Raw genomic sequence first — 17,610 nt, 5'->3', positions numbered from 1 at the left:
GCGCCCCGCGAGCGCCTTCACGCGCCCGGGGTGGCGTCCTCCGCCCGTCCGGCCGGTCCGGACCCCGTGCGCGGCTCGGCCGGCCCCGGTTCCCGGACCGGGGAGCCGCCCCTCGGTCCGGCCTCGAAGCCGGTCGCCACGACCGGGCCCCGGCGCGCGACCGGCAGCACCGGGCCGGGCGGCGGCGCGGCCGTCGTCACGCCCTCCAGCCCCGCCGCGATCGCCACCGCCCGGTCCCACTCCGGGTCGGAGGTGTAGTCCGCGTGCCGGTTCACGCCCGCCGCCCACCGCCGTCCGGGGAACGGCCCGTGCTGCGGGTCCGGCAGCCAGTGGTCGCCACCCAGCACCAGCGCGCCGGTGGGCCCGCGCGAGGCGGGCGGCAGCGCCCCGGTCGTGCCGTCCGGCAGGAAGCCGGTGCCCAGCAGCATCCCGTCGAACACCTGCCGGTCCCACGTCGTCACCGCGCCGCCCAGCGGGTCCGTGCCCCGGCACAGCGCGCGCCAGCGACCGGCCAACCCGCCCGCGAGCGCCGCCAGCGAGCTGTGCGGCACCACCGCCGGGAACGCGCGCGGGTACGCCCACTGCAACTGCGAACCGGCCGTCAGCAGCCCCAGCCGCGCCGCATCCGCCGGCGGCAGCTCCTCCAGCAGCCGGGCCGCGGCCACCGCCGCCAGCAGGCTGCCCTGCGAGTGCCCGGCCAGCACCACCCGCGTGCCGGGGTCGGCCAGGTGCTCCCGCACCCGCGCCACCAGTTCGGGCACCACCTTCAACGCGTAGCACGGCGGCACCACGGGGTGCGCCTCGCGCGGCCAGAACGCCGCCAGGTCCGCGAGGACGCCCAACTGCCGGGCGTTGTCCGGCCGCCGCGCCGCCAGGTAGACCGCCCGCAGCAGCGCGATCGCCAGCACCGCCAGCACCACCACCCCGACCCCGGTGAGCGGCCGGGCCCACGCCGGCGGGTCGATCCCGCGCAGCCTCAGCACGGTCGCCGGCACCGCGCCCGCGACCAGCACGCCCGCGGCCACCAGCACCACGTGGTGGCTGTGCCGCTGCTCCCAGCGCGCCCACCACCACGCCCGCGCCGCCCGCCGCAGGTCGCGTGCCCGGCCGGCGTGCAGCAGCGCGGCCTCGCGCGCCCACTCCTCGCCGCGCCGCAGCGAACTCCAGCGCACCGCGCCCGTCGTCGCCGCCATCGCGATCCCGGCGACGAGCGCCAGCACGCCGGCCACGCCCCACAGCAGCGCGAGGTGGTCGTACCCGCGCGGCAGCTCGCCGTGCCCCAGGGCCCGCCGCAGCGCCAGCGCCACCCCGGCGCCGAAGCCGCCGCCCAGCAGCGCCGCGATCGCCACCACGGGCGCGGCCATCCAGCCGCCCGCCCACGGCCGCAGCGCCCGCGGCTGGTCCCGCCACGTCCGGCGGGCCAGCAGCGCGGCGGGCGCCAGCAGCAGCCCGATCAGCAGGCACACCAGCGCCACCAGCGCCGCCACCAGCTGCACGGCCAGGTCCGCGCCCGGCAGCCGCGCCGGCAGGCGCGTCAGCAGCGCCGTCGAGACGAGGAACAACACCCACGCGCCGGTCAGCAGCACGCGCCGGGGCCGCCGCCCCAGCGCCGCCCGCAGCCACCGACCGCCCCGGTGCGGCGCGCCGCCGGTCGGGTCGTCCAGCAGCATCGCCGCCAGCGCCGCGCAGCCCACCAGCGCGACGCCCAGCACCCACGCCGCGGTCAGCGCCACGCCGTGCGCTCCGGGCGCGAGCAGCGGTCCGCGCGGACCGCCCAGCGCGAGCACCACCGCCGTGCCCAGGCCCGCCACCAGGTGCAGCACGCGCAACGCGGGCGTGTCCGGGTCCGTCGCCACGTGCGCGCCGGGCAGCCCCGACGCGCCGTCGGAGGACGCGGGCACGGCCTTCCGCTCGATCCGCCAGTCGACGCTCGACACCCGGTGCAGCACCAGCAGCAGCAAGGCGATCGGCGTCATCCCCGACACCGACCGCACCCACGGGACCTCCGCCGGCCACGACGGACCGCCCAGGCACGGCGACCCCGGCGCGAGGCACTGGCTCGCCACCAGGTCCAGGCTGATCACCGCGAGCTGCGCCACCAGCAGCACGGTCAGCAGCAGCGCCGCGAGCCGCAGCAGCGCGCGCAGGCAGGCGCCCAGCAGGTGCGCGGGCACGGAGCCGGACGGCGTCGGCGGCAGCATCCAGTGCGCCACGTTCGCCAGCGAGAACGGGAACAGCAGCGCCCACGTCGCCTTCGCCCAGCCGCCGGAGGTCATGCGGCCCCACACGTAACCCTCGACCACGCGCGACACCGGCCGGCCGTTCGCCTGGAGCACCGGACCCGGTGCGGGTCTGCGAAGTCGGTCGGCCGGGCGCACCACGCGCCCCAGGCCGTCGCCCGCCACGTCCACCGCGGCGACCGCGTCCACCAGTGACTGCGGCGTCGTGCCCTGGACACCGTGCACCCGCAGTTCGACGACCCGCGTGTCGGGGCCGGGCATCAGCACGAAAATCCTCCAGCGAGACTCACGTCGGCCAAGCCATAGTGGGGCATGACTGCCCAGTCGCCGTCGACCCGAGCCCACCGGCGTGGCGGGCGGTAGGGTCGGTCGAACCCCGAATTTGGAGGAACCCGCGATGACCGCCGAGAGGCTCCAGAACCGCAACGGCATCGATTTCGCCGTCGCCGACCTCTCCCTGGCTGAGTTCGGCCGCAAGGAGATCCGCCTGGCCGAGCACGAGATGCCGGGCCTGATGGCGCTGCGGCGCGAGTACTCCGGGGCGTACCCGCTGAAGGGGGCCCGGATCTCCGGCTCGCTGCACATGACCGTGCAGACCGCCGTGCTGATCGAGACGCTGGTGTCGCTCGGCGCCGAGGTCCGCTGGGCGTCGTGCAACATCTTCTCGACGCAGGACCACGCCGCGGCCGCGGTCGTCGTGGGCCCGCACGGCACCGTGGAGGAGCCGAAGGGCGTGCCGGTGTTCGCCTGGAAGGGCGAGACGCTGGAGGAGTACTGGTGGACCGCCGAGTCGATGCTGACGTGGCCGGACGGCGGCGGCCCCAACATGATCCTGGACGACGGCGGCGACGCGACGCTGCTCGTGCACAAGGGCGCGGAGTACGAGAAGGCCGGTGTCGTGCCGTCCGCGGACGAGAACGACCCCGAGGAGTGGAAGATCGTCCTCGACACGCTGCGCGCGTCCCTCGCGGCCGACCGGGGCAAGTGGACCAAGATCGCCGAGGGCATCCGCGGCGTCACCGAGGAGACCACGACCGGCGTCATGCGGCTGTACCAGCTGGCGGCGGCGGGCCAGCTGCTGTTCCCGGCGATCAACGTCAACGACGCGGTCACCAAGTCGAAGTTCGACAACCGGTACGGCATCCGCCACTCGCTGATCGACGGCATCAACCGCGGCACCGACGTCCTGATGGGCGGCAAGGTCGCGGTCATCTGCGGTTACGGCGACGTCGGCAAGGGCGCGGCGGAGTCGCTGCGCGGCCAGGGCGCCCGCATCATCGTCACCGAGATCGACCCGATCTGCGCGCTCCAGGCGGCGATGGACGGCTACGACGTCCAGGTGCTGGAGGACGTGCTGGACAAGGCCGACATCATCATCACCACGACGGGCAACAAGGACGTCGTGCGCGTCGAGCACATGGCCGCCATGAAGCACCAGGCGATCGTGGGCAACATCGGCCACTTCGACAACGAGATCGACATGGCCGGCCTCCAGCGCTACCCCGGTGTGCGGCGGATCAACATCAAGCCGCAGGTCGACGAGTGGGTGTTCCCGGACGGCAAGTCGATCCTGGTGCTGTCGGAGGGCCGCCTGCTCAACCTGGGCAACGCGACCGGCCACCCGAGCTTCGTGATGTCGAACTCGTTCTCCAACCAGGTGATCGCGCAGATCGAGCTGTTCACCAAGCACCAGGAGTACGACAAGGAGGTGTACCGCCTGCCGAAGAAGCTGGACGAGAAGGTCGCGCGCATCCACCTGGAGGCGCTGGGCGGCAAGCTCACCAAGCTGACGAAGGACCAGGCGGAGTACATCGACGTGGACGTGGAGGGCCCGTACAAGCCCGAGCACTACCGGTACTGATCGCTGCGACGCCGTCGCGGCGGGGGAGCGAAGCGGGAGCGGTGCGGGAGCGGTGCGGGAGCGGGGGAAGAGCGAAGCGGGAGCGGTGAGACAGTGACTAGAGCTGTGTTTGATTTGCCTCGGCTTCGCCTCGGCGGCTCGGCCGCCTGAAGTCGGGCCATCGCGCCTGATTTCTTCGCGATCGAAAAGCGTGATCGCGAAGAAATGAGGCGCGACACCCCGACGCGGCCTCGCGGCGCGGGAGCAGGATCGGCCCTGGCCCGACCAAGTCGTCGCCCTCACCCCCGACTCGTTCCCGCGCCGCGAGGCCGCCGTCGGGTTGTCGCGCCTCATTTCCCGCCGATCACGCTTTTAGATCGGCGGGAAATCAGGCGCGACGGCCCGACCACAGGGCGGCCGAGCCGCCGCGACGGAGGAGCGGCAAATTAAACACAGCTCTACGCCCTGCCCAACCGCACCCGCTTCTGTTCTTCCCAACCGCCCCGCTCTCCGCTCGCCCCTGACCCTCGCTCGCCCCCCTCTTCACCCCACCCCCGCTCTTCAACTCCACTCCACGCCGATGCCGGCTATGCCCGGACCGACGTCGGTGAAGTACGCGCTGGCCACCCCGCCCAGCCCGCACACCAGCTCCTCCACGTCCACCGGCATGGCCCTGGCGTCCGCGCGGAACTGCTTGGTGCACCGCGCCGGTAGCGCCCGGCGGTTGAACGCCAGTTGCAGCAGGTAGCCCCGGCACGGTTCGCGGAACGTCCGGTGGTGGCCGGGGGTCGGGCCGCCCGTGTCGTCCACCACCGTGAAGCCGAAGACGTGCTCCTCGCCCTCCGCCAGCCGCCGGTCGAAGAGCAGCTCGAACGCCAGCCCCCGCGACGCGCTCTGCCGGCGCAGCCTGCCCTGCCGGCAGCCCTCGGCGGGCCGCACCAGGGCGTTGTCGATCGTGCACCCCTCGTCGCCCTGGTGCACGGCCAGGTACCGGTCGGGTCCGCCGCGCAGCGCCCGCACGACGAGCCGCGTGCTGATGGAGCGCTGCTCGCGCTGCGCCCCGACGAGCACGGTGTCGTGCACGGACAGCACTTCGAGGTCGGCGTTGGCCCGCGCGCTCTCCGGCACGGCCTCGAACTCGGCCAGCAGCGGCGCGGTCCGCACCCACGCGTTGGCCAGCTCCGTGAACGCCGGGCGCGGCAGCCTCGGCTGCGGGCGGTTGCCGACGAGCGTCACCAGCGAGTCGGCGGGCAGCCGCAGCACCGTCTCCAGCGCGCGCACGGTCGCGATGGCGCGCGGCACCTCGGGGTGGCGCAGGCCCCGCTGCCAGTAGCTGAGGGTGGACTGCCCGACCTGGACGCCCTGCTGCTCCAGGTGCGCCCGCAGCCGCGCCAGGGACAGCCCCCGGTGGGCGATGGCGTCGTGCAGCGCGCGGTGGAACGGGCCGTAGCGCAGGGTCTCGGCGAGGGCGCTGGGCAGGGCTGGTGGGTGGACCACCGGATGGTCGACCGGTCCGGAATCCGCGGTCACCGCGGCCACCACCCTTTCGCACGGACCTGAAATGGGGTTCACCGTAGTCACTCGATCTGGTGAGAGAAAGATCTCCAGTCACCCGACTGGGCGACATGATGCCGCCGATCGAGGTTTCGCGCCGCCCCTTAGGGTGGTGGCGTGGGAAAACTCGTGGTGATCGAGGGTCTGGACGGCGCGGGCAAGCGCACCCTCGCCAAGGCGCTCACCGACGCGCTCACCGCCCGCGGCCGCAAGGTCGCCACCGGCGCGTTCCCCCGGTACGACGAGGACGTGCACGCCGATCTCGTGCGGGACGCCCTGCACGGCAGGCTGGGCGACCTCACGGACTCCGTGCACGGGATGGCGGTGCTCTACGCGCTCGACCGCCGGGGCGCGGCCGACCGGCTCCGGCAGGAGCTGGCCGACCACGACGTCGTCCTGCTCGACCGGTACGTCGCCTCGAACGCCGCCTACGGCGCGGCCCGCCTCCGGCAGGGCGCCGACGGCGCGTTCGTCGAGTGGGTGCGCGCCTTCGAGGTCGACCGGTTCGGCGTGCCCGTCCCGGACCTCCAGCTGCTGCTGCGCGTGCCGAGGGCCGTCGCGGCGGACCGGGCCGCCCACCGGGAGAGCGCCGAGCGGCGCGAGCGGGACCTCTACGAGTCCGACGACGACCTCCAGGGCCGCTGCGCGTCCGTGTACGACGGGCTCGCCGCCGCGCACTGGCTGTCGCCGTGGGAGGTCGTCGACGGCACCGCCGAGGTGCGGGTGGAGGGTCTGCTCGACCGGCATTTCACCCATTGGACTCCATGAGGTAACGAAACGTGACCACCAGGCCGATGAGTCGCTGACGGGGAGCGCGCGGTGAGGCGAGGTGGGGCACGTGGAACGGCGACCCAGGACGATGGCCGTGCGGACCCGTGCGGCGACCAGCGGTGATGAGCACCGGGTGGTGCGTGGGGGCCCGACCGCGAGTGGGACGATGTCGGGTATGAAGGCACGCGTGCTCGTGGTGGACGACGACCCCGCTCTGGCGGAGATGCTGACCATCGTGCTGCGGGGCGAGGGTTTCGATACCGCGGTGGTGGCCGATGGCGCCCGCGCGCTGCCCGCGCTCCGCGAGTTGAAACCGGACCTGGTCCTGCTCGACCTCATGCTGCCCGGCATGAACGGCATCGACGTGTGCAAGGCGATCCGCTCGGAGTCGGGCGTCCCGATCGTCATGCTCACCGCGAAGAGCGACACCGTGGACGTGGTGCTGGGCCTGGAGTCCGGCGCGGACGACTACGTGGTCAAGCCGTTCAAGCCGAAGGAGCTGGTGGCGCGCATCCGCGCCCGCCTGCGCCGCACCGAGGCCGAGCCCGCCGAGGTGCTCCAGATCGGGGACCTGACCATCGACGTGCCCGGTCACGAGGTGCTGCGCGAGGGCAGGCCGATCCAGCTCACCCCGCTGGAGTTCGACCTGCTGGTGGCGCTGGCCCGCAAGCCGCGCCAGGTGTTCACCCGCGAGGTGCTGCTGGAGCAGGTGTGGGGCTACCGGCACGCGGCGGACACCCGGCTGGTGAACGTCCACGTGCAGCGCCTGCGCTCCAAGGTCGAGCGCGACCCGGAGCACCCCGAGGTGGTGCTGACCGTCCGCGGCGTCGGGTACAAGGCGGGTCCTCCGTGATCGGTGCCCGATGAGCGCGCTTGATTCCGCGGTCCGCGAACTGCGCCGCGGGGTCGAGGGCGCGCGGCGCGGCGCCGCCGCGTTCGGCGAGCTGTGGCGGCGGTCCCTCCAGCTGCGGGTCGTGGTCAGCACGCTCGCGCTGTCCTCCGCCGTGGTGTTCGTGCTGGGCATGGTGCTCCAGGTGCAGATCACCGGCCAGCTGCTGGAGACCAAGACCGACGCGGCGATCCGGCAGGCGGAGGCGAGCGCGGCGGCCGTGCAGCCGGACCTGTCCGGGCTGAACCCCGGCCCGGACAGCGTGAAGTCCCGGTTCACCGCCGCGCTGAACAAGATCAACGCGGCCGGGTCGGGGCTGGACGCGACGTCGTCCGGCGCGGGCGCGTTCGAGCCGGTGCTGCTGGACCCGGCGGGCGTCGGCGCGGACGGGCTGCCGACCGCCGTCGGTCCGTGGCAGGACGTCCCGGAGGGCCTGACCAAGCTGCTCGAACGGGGCAGCGCGGGCTACCAGATCGTCACCGTCGAGCGCAGCACCGGCAGCACCACCCTGTTGGTGGTGGGCAAGCTGGTGAACAGCTCGGCCCGCGCCATGCACCTGTACCTGCTGTTCCCGCTGACCGGCGAGCAGGCCACCGCCGAGGTCGTGCAGTCGACGCTGGTCGTCGGCGGCCTGGTGCTGCTCCTGCTGCTCGCGGTGATCGCGAACCTGGTGACGCGGCAGGTCGTGCGCCCGGTGCGGCAGGCCGCCGAGATCGCGGAGCGGTTCGCCGACGGCAGCCTGGACGAGCGGATGCCCGTGGTCGGCGAGGACGACGTGGCGCGGCTCGCCGAGTCGTACAACGAGATGGCCGCCAGCATCCAGCGGCAGATCCACCAGCTTGAGGAGTTCGGCCAGCTCCAGCGCCGGTTCACCTCCGACGTGTCGCACGAGCTGCGCACGCCGCTGACGACGGTGCGGATGGCGGCGGACGTGCTGCACGCGTCCCGCGAGCAGTTCCCGAGCGGCCTGGCCCGCTCCACCGAGCTGCTGGTGGACGAGCTGGACCGGTTCGAGTCGCTGCTCGGCGACCTGCTGGAGATCAGCCGCCTGGACGCGGGCGTGGAGGAGCTGGCCGCCGAGCTGGTGGACATCCGCGTCCTCGCGCGCCGCGCGCACGACTCGGTGCGGGCCATCGCCAACAGCAGCGGCACCGAGATCGTGATGGACCTGCCCGACCACGAGGTGACCGCCGAGCTGGACTCGCGGCGGGTGGAGCGCATCCTGCGCAACCTGCTCGCCAACGCCATCGACCACGGCGAGGGCCTGCCGGTGGAGCTGACGCTGCGCGGCGACGACGACGCGGTGGCCGTGACCGTGCGGGACCGGGGCGTCGGCCTGCGGCCCGGCGAGGCGGACCTGGTGTTCAACCGGTTCTGGCGGGCCGACCCGTCGCGCAACCGGCGCACCGGCGGCACCGGGCTGGGCCTGTCGATCAGCCTGGAGGACGCCCGGCTGCACGGCGGCTGGCTGGAGGCGTGGGGCGAGCGCGGGTACGGGGCGGTGTTCCGGCTGACCCTGCCCTGCCGGCACGGGCACGAGCTGACCGCCAGCCCGCTGCCGCTGGAGCCGCCCGACCTGCCCGCCGTGGTGGCGGAGCCGGAACCGGCGGCCGAGGAGCCCGCCGCCGAGGAGGTGGAGCTGACCGAGGAGGAGATCACCTGGCAGCCCGCCGAGCCGGTGGCGGGCGATCGCGAGGAGGTTCGGTGAAGCGGCTGGCAGCGGTGCTCGCGAGCGTGCTCGCCCTGACGGGCTGCGCCGCGATACCCACCAGGACGTCGGCGATCCCGGTGAACCCGTCGGCGGGCAGCGCGACCGAGGCCGCCGCGCCCAAGCCGGCCAAGGGCATCGACCCGCTGAGCCTGGTCCGCGAGTTCGTCAACGCCTCGGCCAACCCGGAGGGCGACTACGCCGCCGCCAAGGCGTACCTCACCGAGGAGGCCAGGCAGAGCTGGGACACCAAGGTCGCGCCGACCATCATCGACACGACCTTCAACACGGTCCCGACCGGCGGCGACCTGTCGTCCGACGACAAGCACCGGACGGTCCTGCTCCAGGGCAGGAACGTCGGCTCGCTGGAGCCCGACAACTCGTTCGTGGAGCGCGTGGGCACCCTCACCGCGCCCATCGGCATCAAGGCCGACCAGGACGGCGAGTGGCGCATCTCGGACCCGCCCAAGGGCATCTACGTGCCGCTCGTCGGGTTCCAGGGCAACTACCGCCGGGTCACCCTCTACTTCTACAACCCGGACTTCGGCGCCCTGGTGCCCGACCCGCGCTACGTGGTGGTGCCGCCGTCCACGTCGATCCCGCGCCGCGTCACGGAGCTGCTGCTCAAGGGACCCGGCTCGGGCCTGCGGGGCGCGCTGGCGACGGCCATCCCGAACGGCGCGGCGCAGCGCAAGGACACCCACGAGGCCGACGACGGCGCGCTGGAGGTCGACCTGACCAAGGTCGGCGACCTCACCGCGCAGGCGCGCAAGCTGATCGTGGCGCAGGTGGTGAAGTCGCTGGCGGGCGTGACCAGCAGCCGCATCCGCATCCTCGTCGAGGGCGCGCCCATCTCGACCGACCAGGCCGAGTGGCGGCCCGCCGACGTGCAGTCCGGTGAAGCCCTCATCACGCCGGACGCCGACCAGAGCGGCCTGGTGGCCAGCGGCGGCCAGGTGCGGCGGCTGGTCGGCGGCGAGCCGGTGAGGGGTCCGGCGGGCACCGGCGAGTACCAGGTGGTCAGCGCCGCGCAGTCGCTGGACGGCACGGAGCTGGCCGTCGTCAGCCGGGTGGACGCGAAGTCGGTGCGGCTGCGGGTGGGCGACCTGGAGGAGCCGCTGGCGGCCGTCGACCTGCCCGCGTCGACGCTGACCAGGCCGTCGTGGCTGCTCAGCGGGCGGGCGGGTGAGCCGAGCACCGAGGTCTGGACCGTGGTCGACGGCGCGAACGTGGTCCGCGTCGTCCGGACCGACGCCGGGTGGACGGCGAACGTGGTGAACGCCTCCGAGCTGACCCTGTTCGGCAGCATCACCGAGCTGCGGCTGTCGCGGGACGGCACGCGGGTCGCGGCGGTGGTCGGCGGGCGGCTGGTGGTGGCGGCGGTGGTGCGCGGGACGGACTCGGTGTCGCTGCGGCTGCCGCGCAACCTCCACCCGTCCGTGCTGGGCACCTCGGCGCTCTCGGTGGACTGGCTGGCGCAGGACGTGCTGGTGGCGAGCACGTCGCTGGCGGCGTGGCCGATCGCGAAGGTCAACATCGACGGGCTCCGGATCGAGCGCTACAACACGTCGAACCTGACGGTGCCGGTGAACTCGGTGAGCGCCGCGCCGGGGCGCAACGTGGTGGCCGTCGACCAGAGCGGGCTGTGGAGCGCGGCGGACGTCGGGGACGTGTGGCGGGCGAGCGCGGTGAAGGTGGATTCGACCGCGCAGGCTTTCTACCCCGGCTGAAACCTGAGAAGCTCCAGGGGAGCGCCCTCAGTTCCGACCCCGCCGCACGCGAAAATCGTCAGACCCCGCCGGCAAGCTCGATCACGTGCTGATCAACCTGCTGTTCCCACCCCGTTGCGCGGGCTGTCGTGCCGAGGGCACGAGCTGCTGCGCGCGCTGCCTCTCGTCGTTCGGCCCGCCGAGGCGGGTCCGCGTGCCCGGCAAAGGCCCGCCGTTGTTCGCGTTGGCGGATTACGCGGGCGCGGCTCGGGAACTCGTGCTCGCGTTCAAAGAGCGCGGGCGGCGAGACCTCGCCCGCGTGTTCGGTGCGTTGTTGGCGGCGGCCGTGCCCGCCCTTCCGGTCGCGTATCCGGGCGGCGCCGGCAATGCGTGGTTGGTGCCCGCGCCGTCACGCCGCGCGGCCGCGCGCCGGCGCGGTGGTTCCCACCTGGTGGGAGCAGCGCGGGCCGCGGGCCTCGCGGTGGCCCCCGCGCTGGCGTTCGGGCCGGGTGTCGGGGAGTCGGTCGGGCTCGACGCGGCGGCCAGGAGGGCGAACCTGGCGGGCCGCGTGCGGCTGGTGCGGTGCGGGTTGCCGCCGCCGGGATCGCCGGTCGTGGTGCTGGACGACGTGGTCACGACGGGTGCGACGACGTCGGCGTGCGTTTCGGCGTTGAAAGCGGGCGGGTACGGGGTAACCGCCGTCCTGACGCTGACGACGGCGTACCGAGCCCACCCGGACGGGTGATTTCGGGCGGGAACCTCGCGGGGCGTTCGGCCGTTGGCCGGATATGACCCGCGTGCGCAGGCCGTTCGCCGCAGTCGCCGTGCCGACGGATGTCGGCTGGTGGCGCGGCCGTCCGGGTGAGCCGGTGCCGCGGCGTCAGGCCGGCCCGCCCGCTCGGGGCGCGGCCGGCGCCGCGTCGCCGTCGCTGAGCGTCACGACCGGAAAATCATGGAGATCCCCCGCCTCGGGGGCTGTCGCAGCGGCGAATACCGGGCTAACGTGCACCGCTATCAGCGTTCCCGGCACGCGGGGAGGAGGCGAACAGCCCATGACCCTGGCGCCGGTGGAGCGCTGAGGACAACTCTCGGCGACGAACCGCGAAGGCGATCGCGGGACCGGTGCGCAGCGATCCAATGCCATAGCTCGCAGCAACGCGAGGGAGGTCGTGTATGGACATCGTCGTTAAGGGCCGCAACGTCGAGGTGCCCGATCACTACCGGGTGCACGTCGGTGAGAAGCTGGCCAGGCTCGAACGATACGACCGGAAGGTCATCCGCTTCGACGTGGAGCTGTTCCACGAGCCGAACCGGAGGCAGTCGAAGAACTGCCAGCGCGTGGAGATCACGGGCAAGGGCAGGGGCCCGGTAATCCGGTCGGAAGCGTGCGCGGGCGACTTCTACGCCGCCCTGGACGCCGCGGTAGCCAAGCTGGAGAGCCGACTGCGCCGCTCGCATGACCGCCGGCGGGTGCACCACGGGCGCCGGGGTCCGACTTCGGTCGCGGAGGCGACCAGCGGACTGGGCGCGTCGGTCGCGCCGACCCGCACCGACCAGGACGGACAAGCGCAGGGGATGTGGCTGGGCCACACGGCGGTCCTGGAAGCCGAGAACGAGCCCGAGGCGGCCTACGGGGGCATGGCGGAAGTGCCCGCGCAGCAACGCTGGGACGAGGAGATCGAGGACAACCTGCCCGGCCGGATCGTGCGCGAGAAGGAGCACGCGGCCAAGCCGATGACCGTCGACCAGGCCCTCTACGAGATGGAGCTGGTCGGCCACGACTTCTACCTGTTCGCGGACGCCGACTGCGGACGCCCGAGCGTCGTCTACCGCCGGAAGGGATTCGACTACGGCGTGATCCGGCTGGCCTGAGGGAGCCGGCCCCCGACACCTCCGCGACCCCCGGCGTCCTCTGCGCGCCGGGGGCCGTGCCGGGAACCACAACGCCCACCACCTCCGCACCCCATCCGCACCCCACCCGCGCAGCCCCGCTCGGCACAGCGCCGGCCGCCCCGCCCAACACAGGACCCGGCCGCGAGGGCGGCCGGCCCGCCCAGCACAGGCAGCGCAGGCCGCCACGGCGCGCCGCAGGGCCGCCGCCAGAGCGACGCCACCAGCCGCCAAACCGGCGCATGGACAGCCCACCGCCGGACACGTGCCCAGCGCAACATCAGCACCAGCGCAGACATCGGCACCAGCGCAGACATCGGCAGCCGCCGGCCAACCCAGGCAGCGACAGCTCCATCCCGGCCTCGCGGGCCTGGCCGCCAAGGCCACTCCACCCCGACACAACGACCGCGCGCGCAATACGCAGCTCGACGGCAGACGGGCAACCACGGACTCAACGCTCGCCGAAGCACGCAGGTCCTGGCTCAAGCCGGGAACACCGAGCAACGGGACCACATCATCGGGAACAGCCTTCCGCCGGGGACGGCAGCCCGCGCAACACCCGGCAGCCCACCGTCCTCGGAGTCGTGAAAAGCCGGGTACGCCCTGGTCACGAGCGACCACCAGCCGATCAACAGCAGCAGCGGGCCCGACACGACCCGCCGCCGGCCGTGGGCCACACATCACACCTTCGAGCGGAAACGACAAGCCGCGCCGCTCCCACCACAGCCCGCGCCGCTCCCGCCACAGCCCGCACCACCCTTCCCACAGCCCGCACCACCCCGCCGCCACGCCCCGCCACAACCCGCCGCCCCCGCCTCAACCCCGCACGGACCCCCACCACCCCCAGGGCGACCACCCCGGCGGAACGCGGCGCAGTGGATCACCAGCCCCGACCCGCGCACCCGGCGACACGCGCGGACCGCAGTGGTCCGCACCACGTCCACCACGCCGGTGACCCGGTCATCCGCACCAGTTCCTACCTGTGTCTGTGCACACACCTTCACGACTTGCCTACGATGGCGGGTGGTGTTGGCTCGTCATGGCCGTGACGAGCCGGTGGAAGGCGCCCTTCGCGGGCGCGTCGCGATGAGGTAATGAGGTCGACCCGAGATGGTGCTGTCCCGACTGCTCCGCGCCGGCGAAGGCAAGATGCTCAAGCGCCTGCGCAACATCGCAGCGCACATCAACAACCTCGAAGACGACGTCGTCGACCTCTCGGACGCCGAGCTGCGGGCGAAAACCGAGGAGTTCAAGAAGCGCTACGCCGAGGGCGAGTCGCTGGACGCGCTGCTGCCCGAGGCGTTCGCCGTGGTCCGCGAGGGCGCCAAGCGCACGCTGGGCCAGCGGCACTTCGACGTGCAGCTGATGGGCGGCGCGGCGCTGCACCTCGGGCAGATCGCCGAGATGCGCACCGGTGAGGGCAAGACCCTGACCTCGGTGCTGCCCGCCTACCTCAACGCGATCGCGGGCGAGGGCGTGCACCTCGTCACGACCAACGACTACCTGGCCAAGCGCGACGCGGAGTGGATGGGCCGCATCCACCGCTTCCTCGGCCTCACGGTCGGCGTGATCCTCTCGGACATGACGCCCGAGCAGCGGCGCGCCGCCTACCACGCCGACATCACCTACGGCACGAACAACGAGTTCGGCTTCGACTACCTGCGCGACAACATGGCGTGGAGCCTGGACGAGACGGTCCAGCGCGGCCACTTCTTCGCCATCGTCGACGAGGTCGACTCGATCCTCATCGACGAGGCCCGCACCCCGCTGATCATCTCCGGCCCGGCCGACCAATCGTCGCGCTGGTACGTGGAGTTCGCGCGGCTGGCCACGCGGATGAAGAAGGACACCCACTACGAGGTGGACGAGCGCAAGCGCACCATCGGCGTGTCCGAGGCGGGCGTCCAGTACGTCGAGGACCAGCTCGGCATCGAGAACCTGTACGACTCGACCAACACGCCGTTGGTCGGGTACCTCCAGAACTCGATCAAGGCCAAGGAGCTGTTCACCAAGGACAAGGACTACATCGTCCGCAACGGCGAGGTCCTGATCGTCGACGAGTTCACCGGCCGCGTGCTGGCGGGCCGCCGCTACAACGAGGGCATGCACCAGGCCATCGAGGCCAAGGAGGGCGTGGAGATCAAGGCGGAGAACCAGACGCTCGCCACGATCACCCTCCAGAACTACTTCCGGCTGTACAGCAAGCTCGGCGGCATGACCGGCACCGCCGAGACCGAGGCGGCCGAGTTCCACCAGACCTACAAGCTGGGCGTGGTGCCGATCCCGACCAACCGCCCGATGCAGCGGCAGGACAAGCCCGACCTCGTCTACAAGACGGAGGAGGCGAAGTTCCTCGCCGTCGCCGAGGACATCGTGGAGCGGCACGAGAAGGGCCAGCCGGTGCTGGTCGGCACGACGAGCGTCGAGCGGTCCGAGTACCTGTCGAAGCTGCTGGTGCAGAAGGGCGTGCCGCACGAGGTGCTGAACGCCAAGCACCACGACCGCGAGGCGCTGATCATCGCGAAGGCGGGCCGCAAGGGCGCCGTCACGGTCGCGACCAACATGGCCGGCCGCGGCACCGACATCGTGCTGGGCGGCAACCCGGACATCATCGCCGACCACGAGCTGCGCGAGCGGGGCCTCGACCCGGTGGAGACGCCGGAGGAGTACGAGGCCGCCTGGGCCAAGCTGATCGAGGACATCACCACCGAGGTCAAGGCCGAGGCGGAGGAGGTCCGCGAGGCGGGGGGCCTGTACGTGCTGGGCACGGAGCGCCACGAGTCGCGGCGCATCGACAACCAGCTGCGCGGTCGGTCCGGCCGCCAGGGTGACCCCGGCGAGTCGCGGTTCTACCTGTCCTTGAAGGACGAGCTGATGCGCCGCTTCAACGCGGCGATGGTCGAGACCGTGATGACCCGCCTGAAGGTGCCGGACGAGGTGCCGATCGAGCACAAGATGGTCACCCGCGCCATCCGGTCCGCGCAGACCCAGGTCGAGCAGCAGAACTTCGAGATCCGCAAGAACGTCCTCAAGTACGACGAGGTCATGAACGAGCAGCGCAAGGTGATCTACGCCGAGCGCCACCGCGTGCTGGCCGGCGAGGACCTGCGCGAGCAGGTCGAGCACATGATCACCGGCGTGGTCGGCGACTACGTGGACGGCGCGACCGCCGACGGCTACGCCGAGGACTGGGACCTCGACCAGCTGTGGACGGCGCTGAAGACGCTGTACCCGATCACGCTGGACTACAAGGAGCTGCTCGACTCCGACGACGAGGACCTGACCAAGGAGTCGTTGAAGGCCAAGCTCCAGGAGGACGCGCTGGCCGCGTACGACGCGCGCGAGGCCGACATCGACAGCCGCGTCGGCCCCGGTGCGATGCGCGAGCTGGAGCGCCGCGTGCTGCTCTCGGTGCTCGACCGCAAGTGGCGCGAGCACCTGTACGAGATGGACTACCTGAAGGAGGGCATCGGCCTCCGCGCGATGGCGCAGCGCGACCCGCTGATCGAGTACCAGCGGGAGGGCTTCGACATGTTCAACGCGATGCTCGACGCGCTGCGCGAGGAGACCGTCGGCTTCCTGTTCAACCTCCAGGTGGAGGCCGCCGAGCCGGAGCCCGCGCCGGAGCCGCCGGTGCAGGTGTCGATCTCGGCCGGCGCGGGCGCGCTGACCGGCAGCCGGGCACGGGCCCGCGCCGCCGCGGCCGCCGCGGCCCAGCAGGAGGGCGCGGCGGCCCAGGAGGCGCCGGCCGGCCCGGCGCTGGCGCAGCTGTCCAGCGGCAACGCGATCCCGCCCGCGCTGCGCGGCAAGGGCCTCGACCACCGGGGTGCGCAGCAGGGGCTGACCTACAGCGGGCCGTCGGAGAGCGGTGACGCCGAGACCAGCGGCGAGACCCCCAAGCGCGGTGGCGGCGCCGGTGGCCAGGGCGCGTCGCGCAAGGAGCGCCGCGCGGCGGCCCGCGCGCAGGAGAAGGCCAACCGCAAGGGGCCCCGCCAGTAGCCCGCCGCGGCCACGGACGAATGCCGCCGGTCCTGCCCAGGACCGGCGGCACGTCCTTTTCGGGCGCTCGTCGTCCTTTTCGGGCACTCGTCCCCCGATCCGGGCACTCGCCGTCCGGGTGCCGGACGACCGATCCCGCGATTGCCGCGACACCTTCCCCGGTGGCGAGCGAAATCGGGCACGGTCACGGCAGCAGGTGGAATTCCGTGCACCGCCACCGGTCGCCGGCCCACTCCATCCGGGCGGCCACCGCGCGGACCTTCCCCCGGCGGGTCACCACGACGCCGGCGAGTTCGGTGACCTCGTGCGTGACCCGGCACAGCCGGACGCCGTCCAGGCGCACGCCCTCGCCGGCCGCCACGGCCCTGCCCACCTCGGCCGCCGTGCCCGCGGTGAGGACGCCGCGCAGCTGCGTGAGCGGACGGCGGCCGTCCACCGCCTCCACCACGGCCGTCAGCAGGCGGCGCGCCGTGACGGCCCGGTGGTCCACGGGCCGCCGCACGCGCAGCACGCGGGTCGGGGATGACATGCTCGAACCGAGCGGACGCGAAATCGCGTCGTACCACGATCACCTGCTGGAGGTAGGTGTGCGCGGGTTGGTGCTGGACTTCGGCGGTGTGCTCACCGATTACGGCGACGACTACACCCTCGACCTGCCACCCCTGGCCGCCGTCGCGGGGCGGGTGCGGCGGCGCGGCGTGCGCACGGCGATCCTGTCCAACGCCGACGGGCTGTGGTCGCCGCCCGACGGGTGGGAGGAGCTGTTCGACGTCGTCGTGACGTCCGGCGAGGTGGGGTGCGCCAAACCCGACCGGCGGATCTACCTGCTGGTGGCCGAGCGGCTCGGGCTCGCGCCGGACGCCTGCGTGTTCGTCGACGACCTCGCGGTCAACGTCCGGGGCGCGGCGGCGGCCGGCATGGTGGGCGTGCACCACCGGTCCGTGCGGTCCACGCTGGAGGAACTCGAAGTGCTGCTGGAGGTCCCCCTCCGGGGTTAGCCGGTGACGGTG

Annotated in this window: 12 protein-coding genes; 9 read left to right on the top strand and 3 right to left on the bottom strand. The window is 72.9% G+C overall.

The genetic code is table 11. The features are described from left to right. Positions 1-17: 17 nt before the first annotated feature. Positions 18-2,501 carry a hypothetical protein gene (locus tag C8E97_RS30855; protein ID WP_211347166.1) on the bottom strand — a complete coding sequence of 828 codons (2,484 nt, stop codon included), beginning with the start codon at positions 2,499-2,501 and terminating at the stop codon, positions 18-20. Between the two features lie 136 nt (positions 2,502-2,637). Between C8E97_RS30855 and ahcY the strand changes: the two genes are divergently transcribed. Beyond that, positions 2,638-4,101: an adenosylhomocysteinase gene (ahcY, locus tag C8E97_RS30850; protein ID WP_121009188.1), complete on the top strand. Its 1,464-nt coding sequence runs from the start codon at positions 2,638-2,640 to the stop codon at positions 4,099-4,101. Positions 4,102-4,641: 540 nt separating this feature from the next. On the opposite strand, the gene C8E97_RS30845 is transcribed toward ahcY, so the two are convergent. Continuing rightward, positions 4,642-5,610: a hypothetical protein gene (locus C8E97_RS30845; RefSeq protein WP_121012768.1), complete on the bottom strand. Its 969-nt coding sequence runs from the start codon at positions 5,608-5,610 to the stop codon at positions 4,642-4,644. Between the two features lie 141 nt (positions 5,611-5,751). Between C8E97_RS30845 and C8E97_RS30840 the strand changes: the two genes are divergently transcribed. From C8E97_RS30840 to secA, 7 genes are all read left to right on the top strand, one after another. Continuing rightward, positions 5,752-6,402 carry a dTMP kinase gene (locus tag C8E97_RS30840; protein WP_121009186.1) on the top strand — a complete coding sequence of 217 codons (651 nt, stop codon included), beginning with the start codon at positions 5,752-5,754 and terminating at the stop codon, positions 6,400-6,402. 178 nt (positions 6,403-6,580) lie between these two features. Further along, entirely contained in the window at positions 6,581-7,258 is a 678-nt protein-coding gene (mtrA, locus tag C8E97_RS30835; protein ID WP_121009184.1) for an MtrAB system response regulator MtrA, read from the top strand. Between the two features lie 10 nt (positions 7,259-7,268). Further along, positions 7,269-9,002 carry an MtrAB system histidine kinase MtrB gene (gene mtrB / locus C8E97_RS30830; protein ID WP_121009181.1) on the top strand — a complete coding sequence of 578 codons (1,734 nt, stop codon included), beginning with the start codon at positions 7,269-7,271 and terminating at the stop codon, positions 9,000-9,002. Then, positions 8,999-10,732: an LpqB family beta-propeller domain-containing protein gene (locus C8E97_RS30825; protein ID WP_121009179.1), complete on the top strand. Its 1,734-nt coding sequence runs from the start codon at positions 8,999-9,001 to the stop codon at positions 10,730-10,732. The genes mtrB and C8E97_RS30825 overlap by 4 nt, the downstream gene beginning before the upstream one ends. 85 nt (positions 10,733-10,817) lie before the next feature. Continuing rightward, positions 10,818-11,456 carry a phosphoribosyltransferase gene (locus tag C8E97_RS30820; RefSeq protein ID WP_121009177.1) on the top strand — a complete coding sequence of 213 codons (639 nt, stop codon included), beginning with the start codon at positions 10,818-10,820 and terminating at the stop codon, positions 11,454-11,456. Positions 11,457-11,884: 428 nt separating this feature from the next. Next, positions 11,885-12,583: a ribosome hibernation-promoting factor, HPF/YfiA family gene (gene hpf / locus C8E97_RS30815; RefSeq protein ID WP_121009175.1), complete on the top strand. Its 699-nt coding sequence runs from the start codon at positions 11,885-11,887 to the stop codon at positions 12,581-12,583. A gap of 1,128 nt (positions 12,584-13,711) precedes the next feature. Then, a complete protein-coding gene (gene secA / locus C8E97_RS30805) occupies positions 13,712-16,600 on the top strand; it encodes a preprotein translocase subunit SecA (RefSeq protein WP_121009171.1) in 2,889 nt (962 codons plus the stop codon). A gap of 184 nt (positions 16,601-16,784) precedes the next feature. Here the strand turns inward: secA and C8E97_RS30800 are convergent, their stop codons facing one another. Next, the gene (locus C8E97_RS30800; protein ID WP_147455277.1) at positions 16,785-17,129 is read right to left on the bottom strand and encodes an Rv3235 family protein; all 345 of its coding nucleotides are present in this window, start codon (positions 17,127-17,129) and stop codon (positions 16,785-16,787) included. Between C8E97_RS30800 and C8E97_RS30795 the strand changes: the two genes are divergently transcribed. Further along, positions 17,128-17,598 carry an HAD-IA family hydrolase gene (locus C8E97_RS30795; protein WP_211347165.1) on the top strand — a complete coding sequence of 157 codons (471 nt, stop codon included), beginning with the start codon at positions 17,128-17,130 and terminating at the stop codon, positions 17,596-17,598. The two genes, C8E97_RS30800 and C8E97_RS30795, sit on opposite strands and share 2 nt — an antisense overlap. The last annotated feature ends 12 nt before the right edge of the window (positions 17,599-17,610 follow it).

The sequence above is a fragment of the Saccharothrix australiensis genome (assembly GCF_003634935.1).
Classification (GTDB): domain Bacteria; phylum Actinomycetota; class Actinomycetes; order Mycobacteriales; family Pseudonocardiaceae; genus Actinosynnema; species Actinosynnema australiense.
Note: the sequence above shows the minus strand (reverse complement) of the source record. Positions and strands in the feature narration are given on the sequence as shown.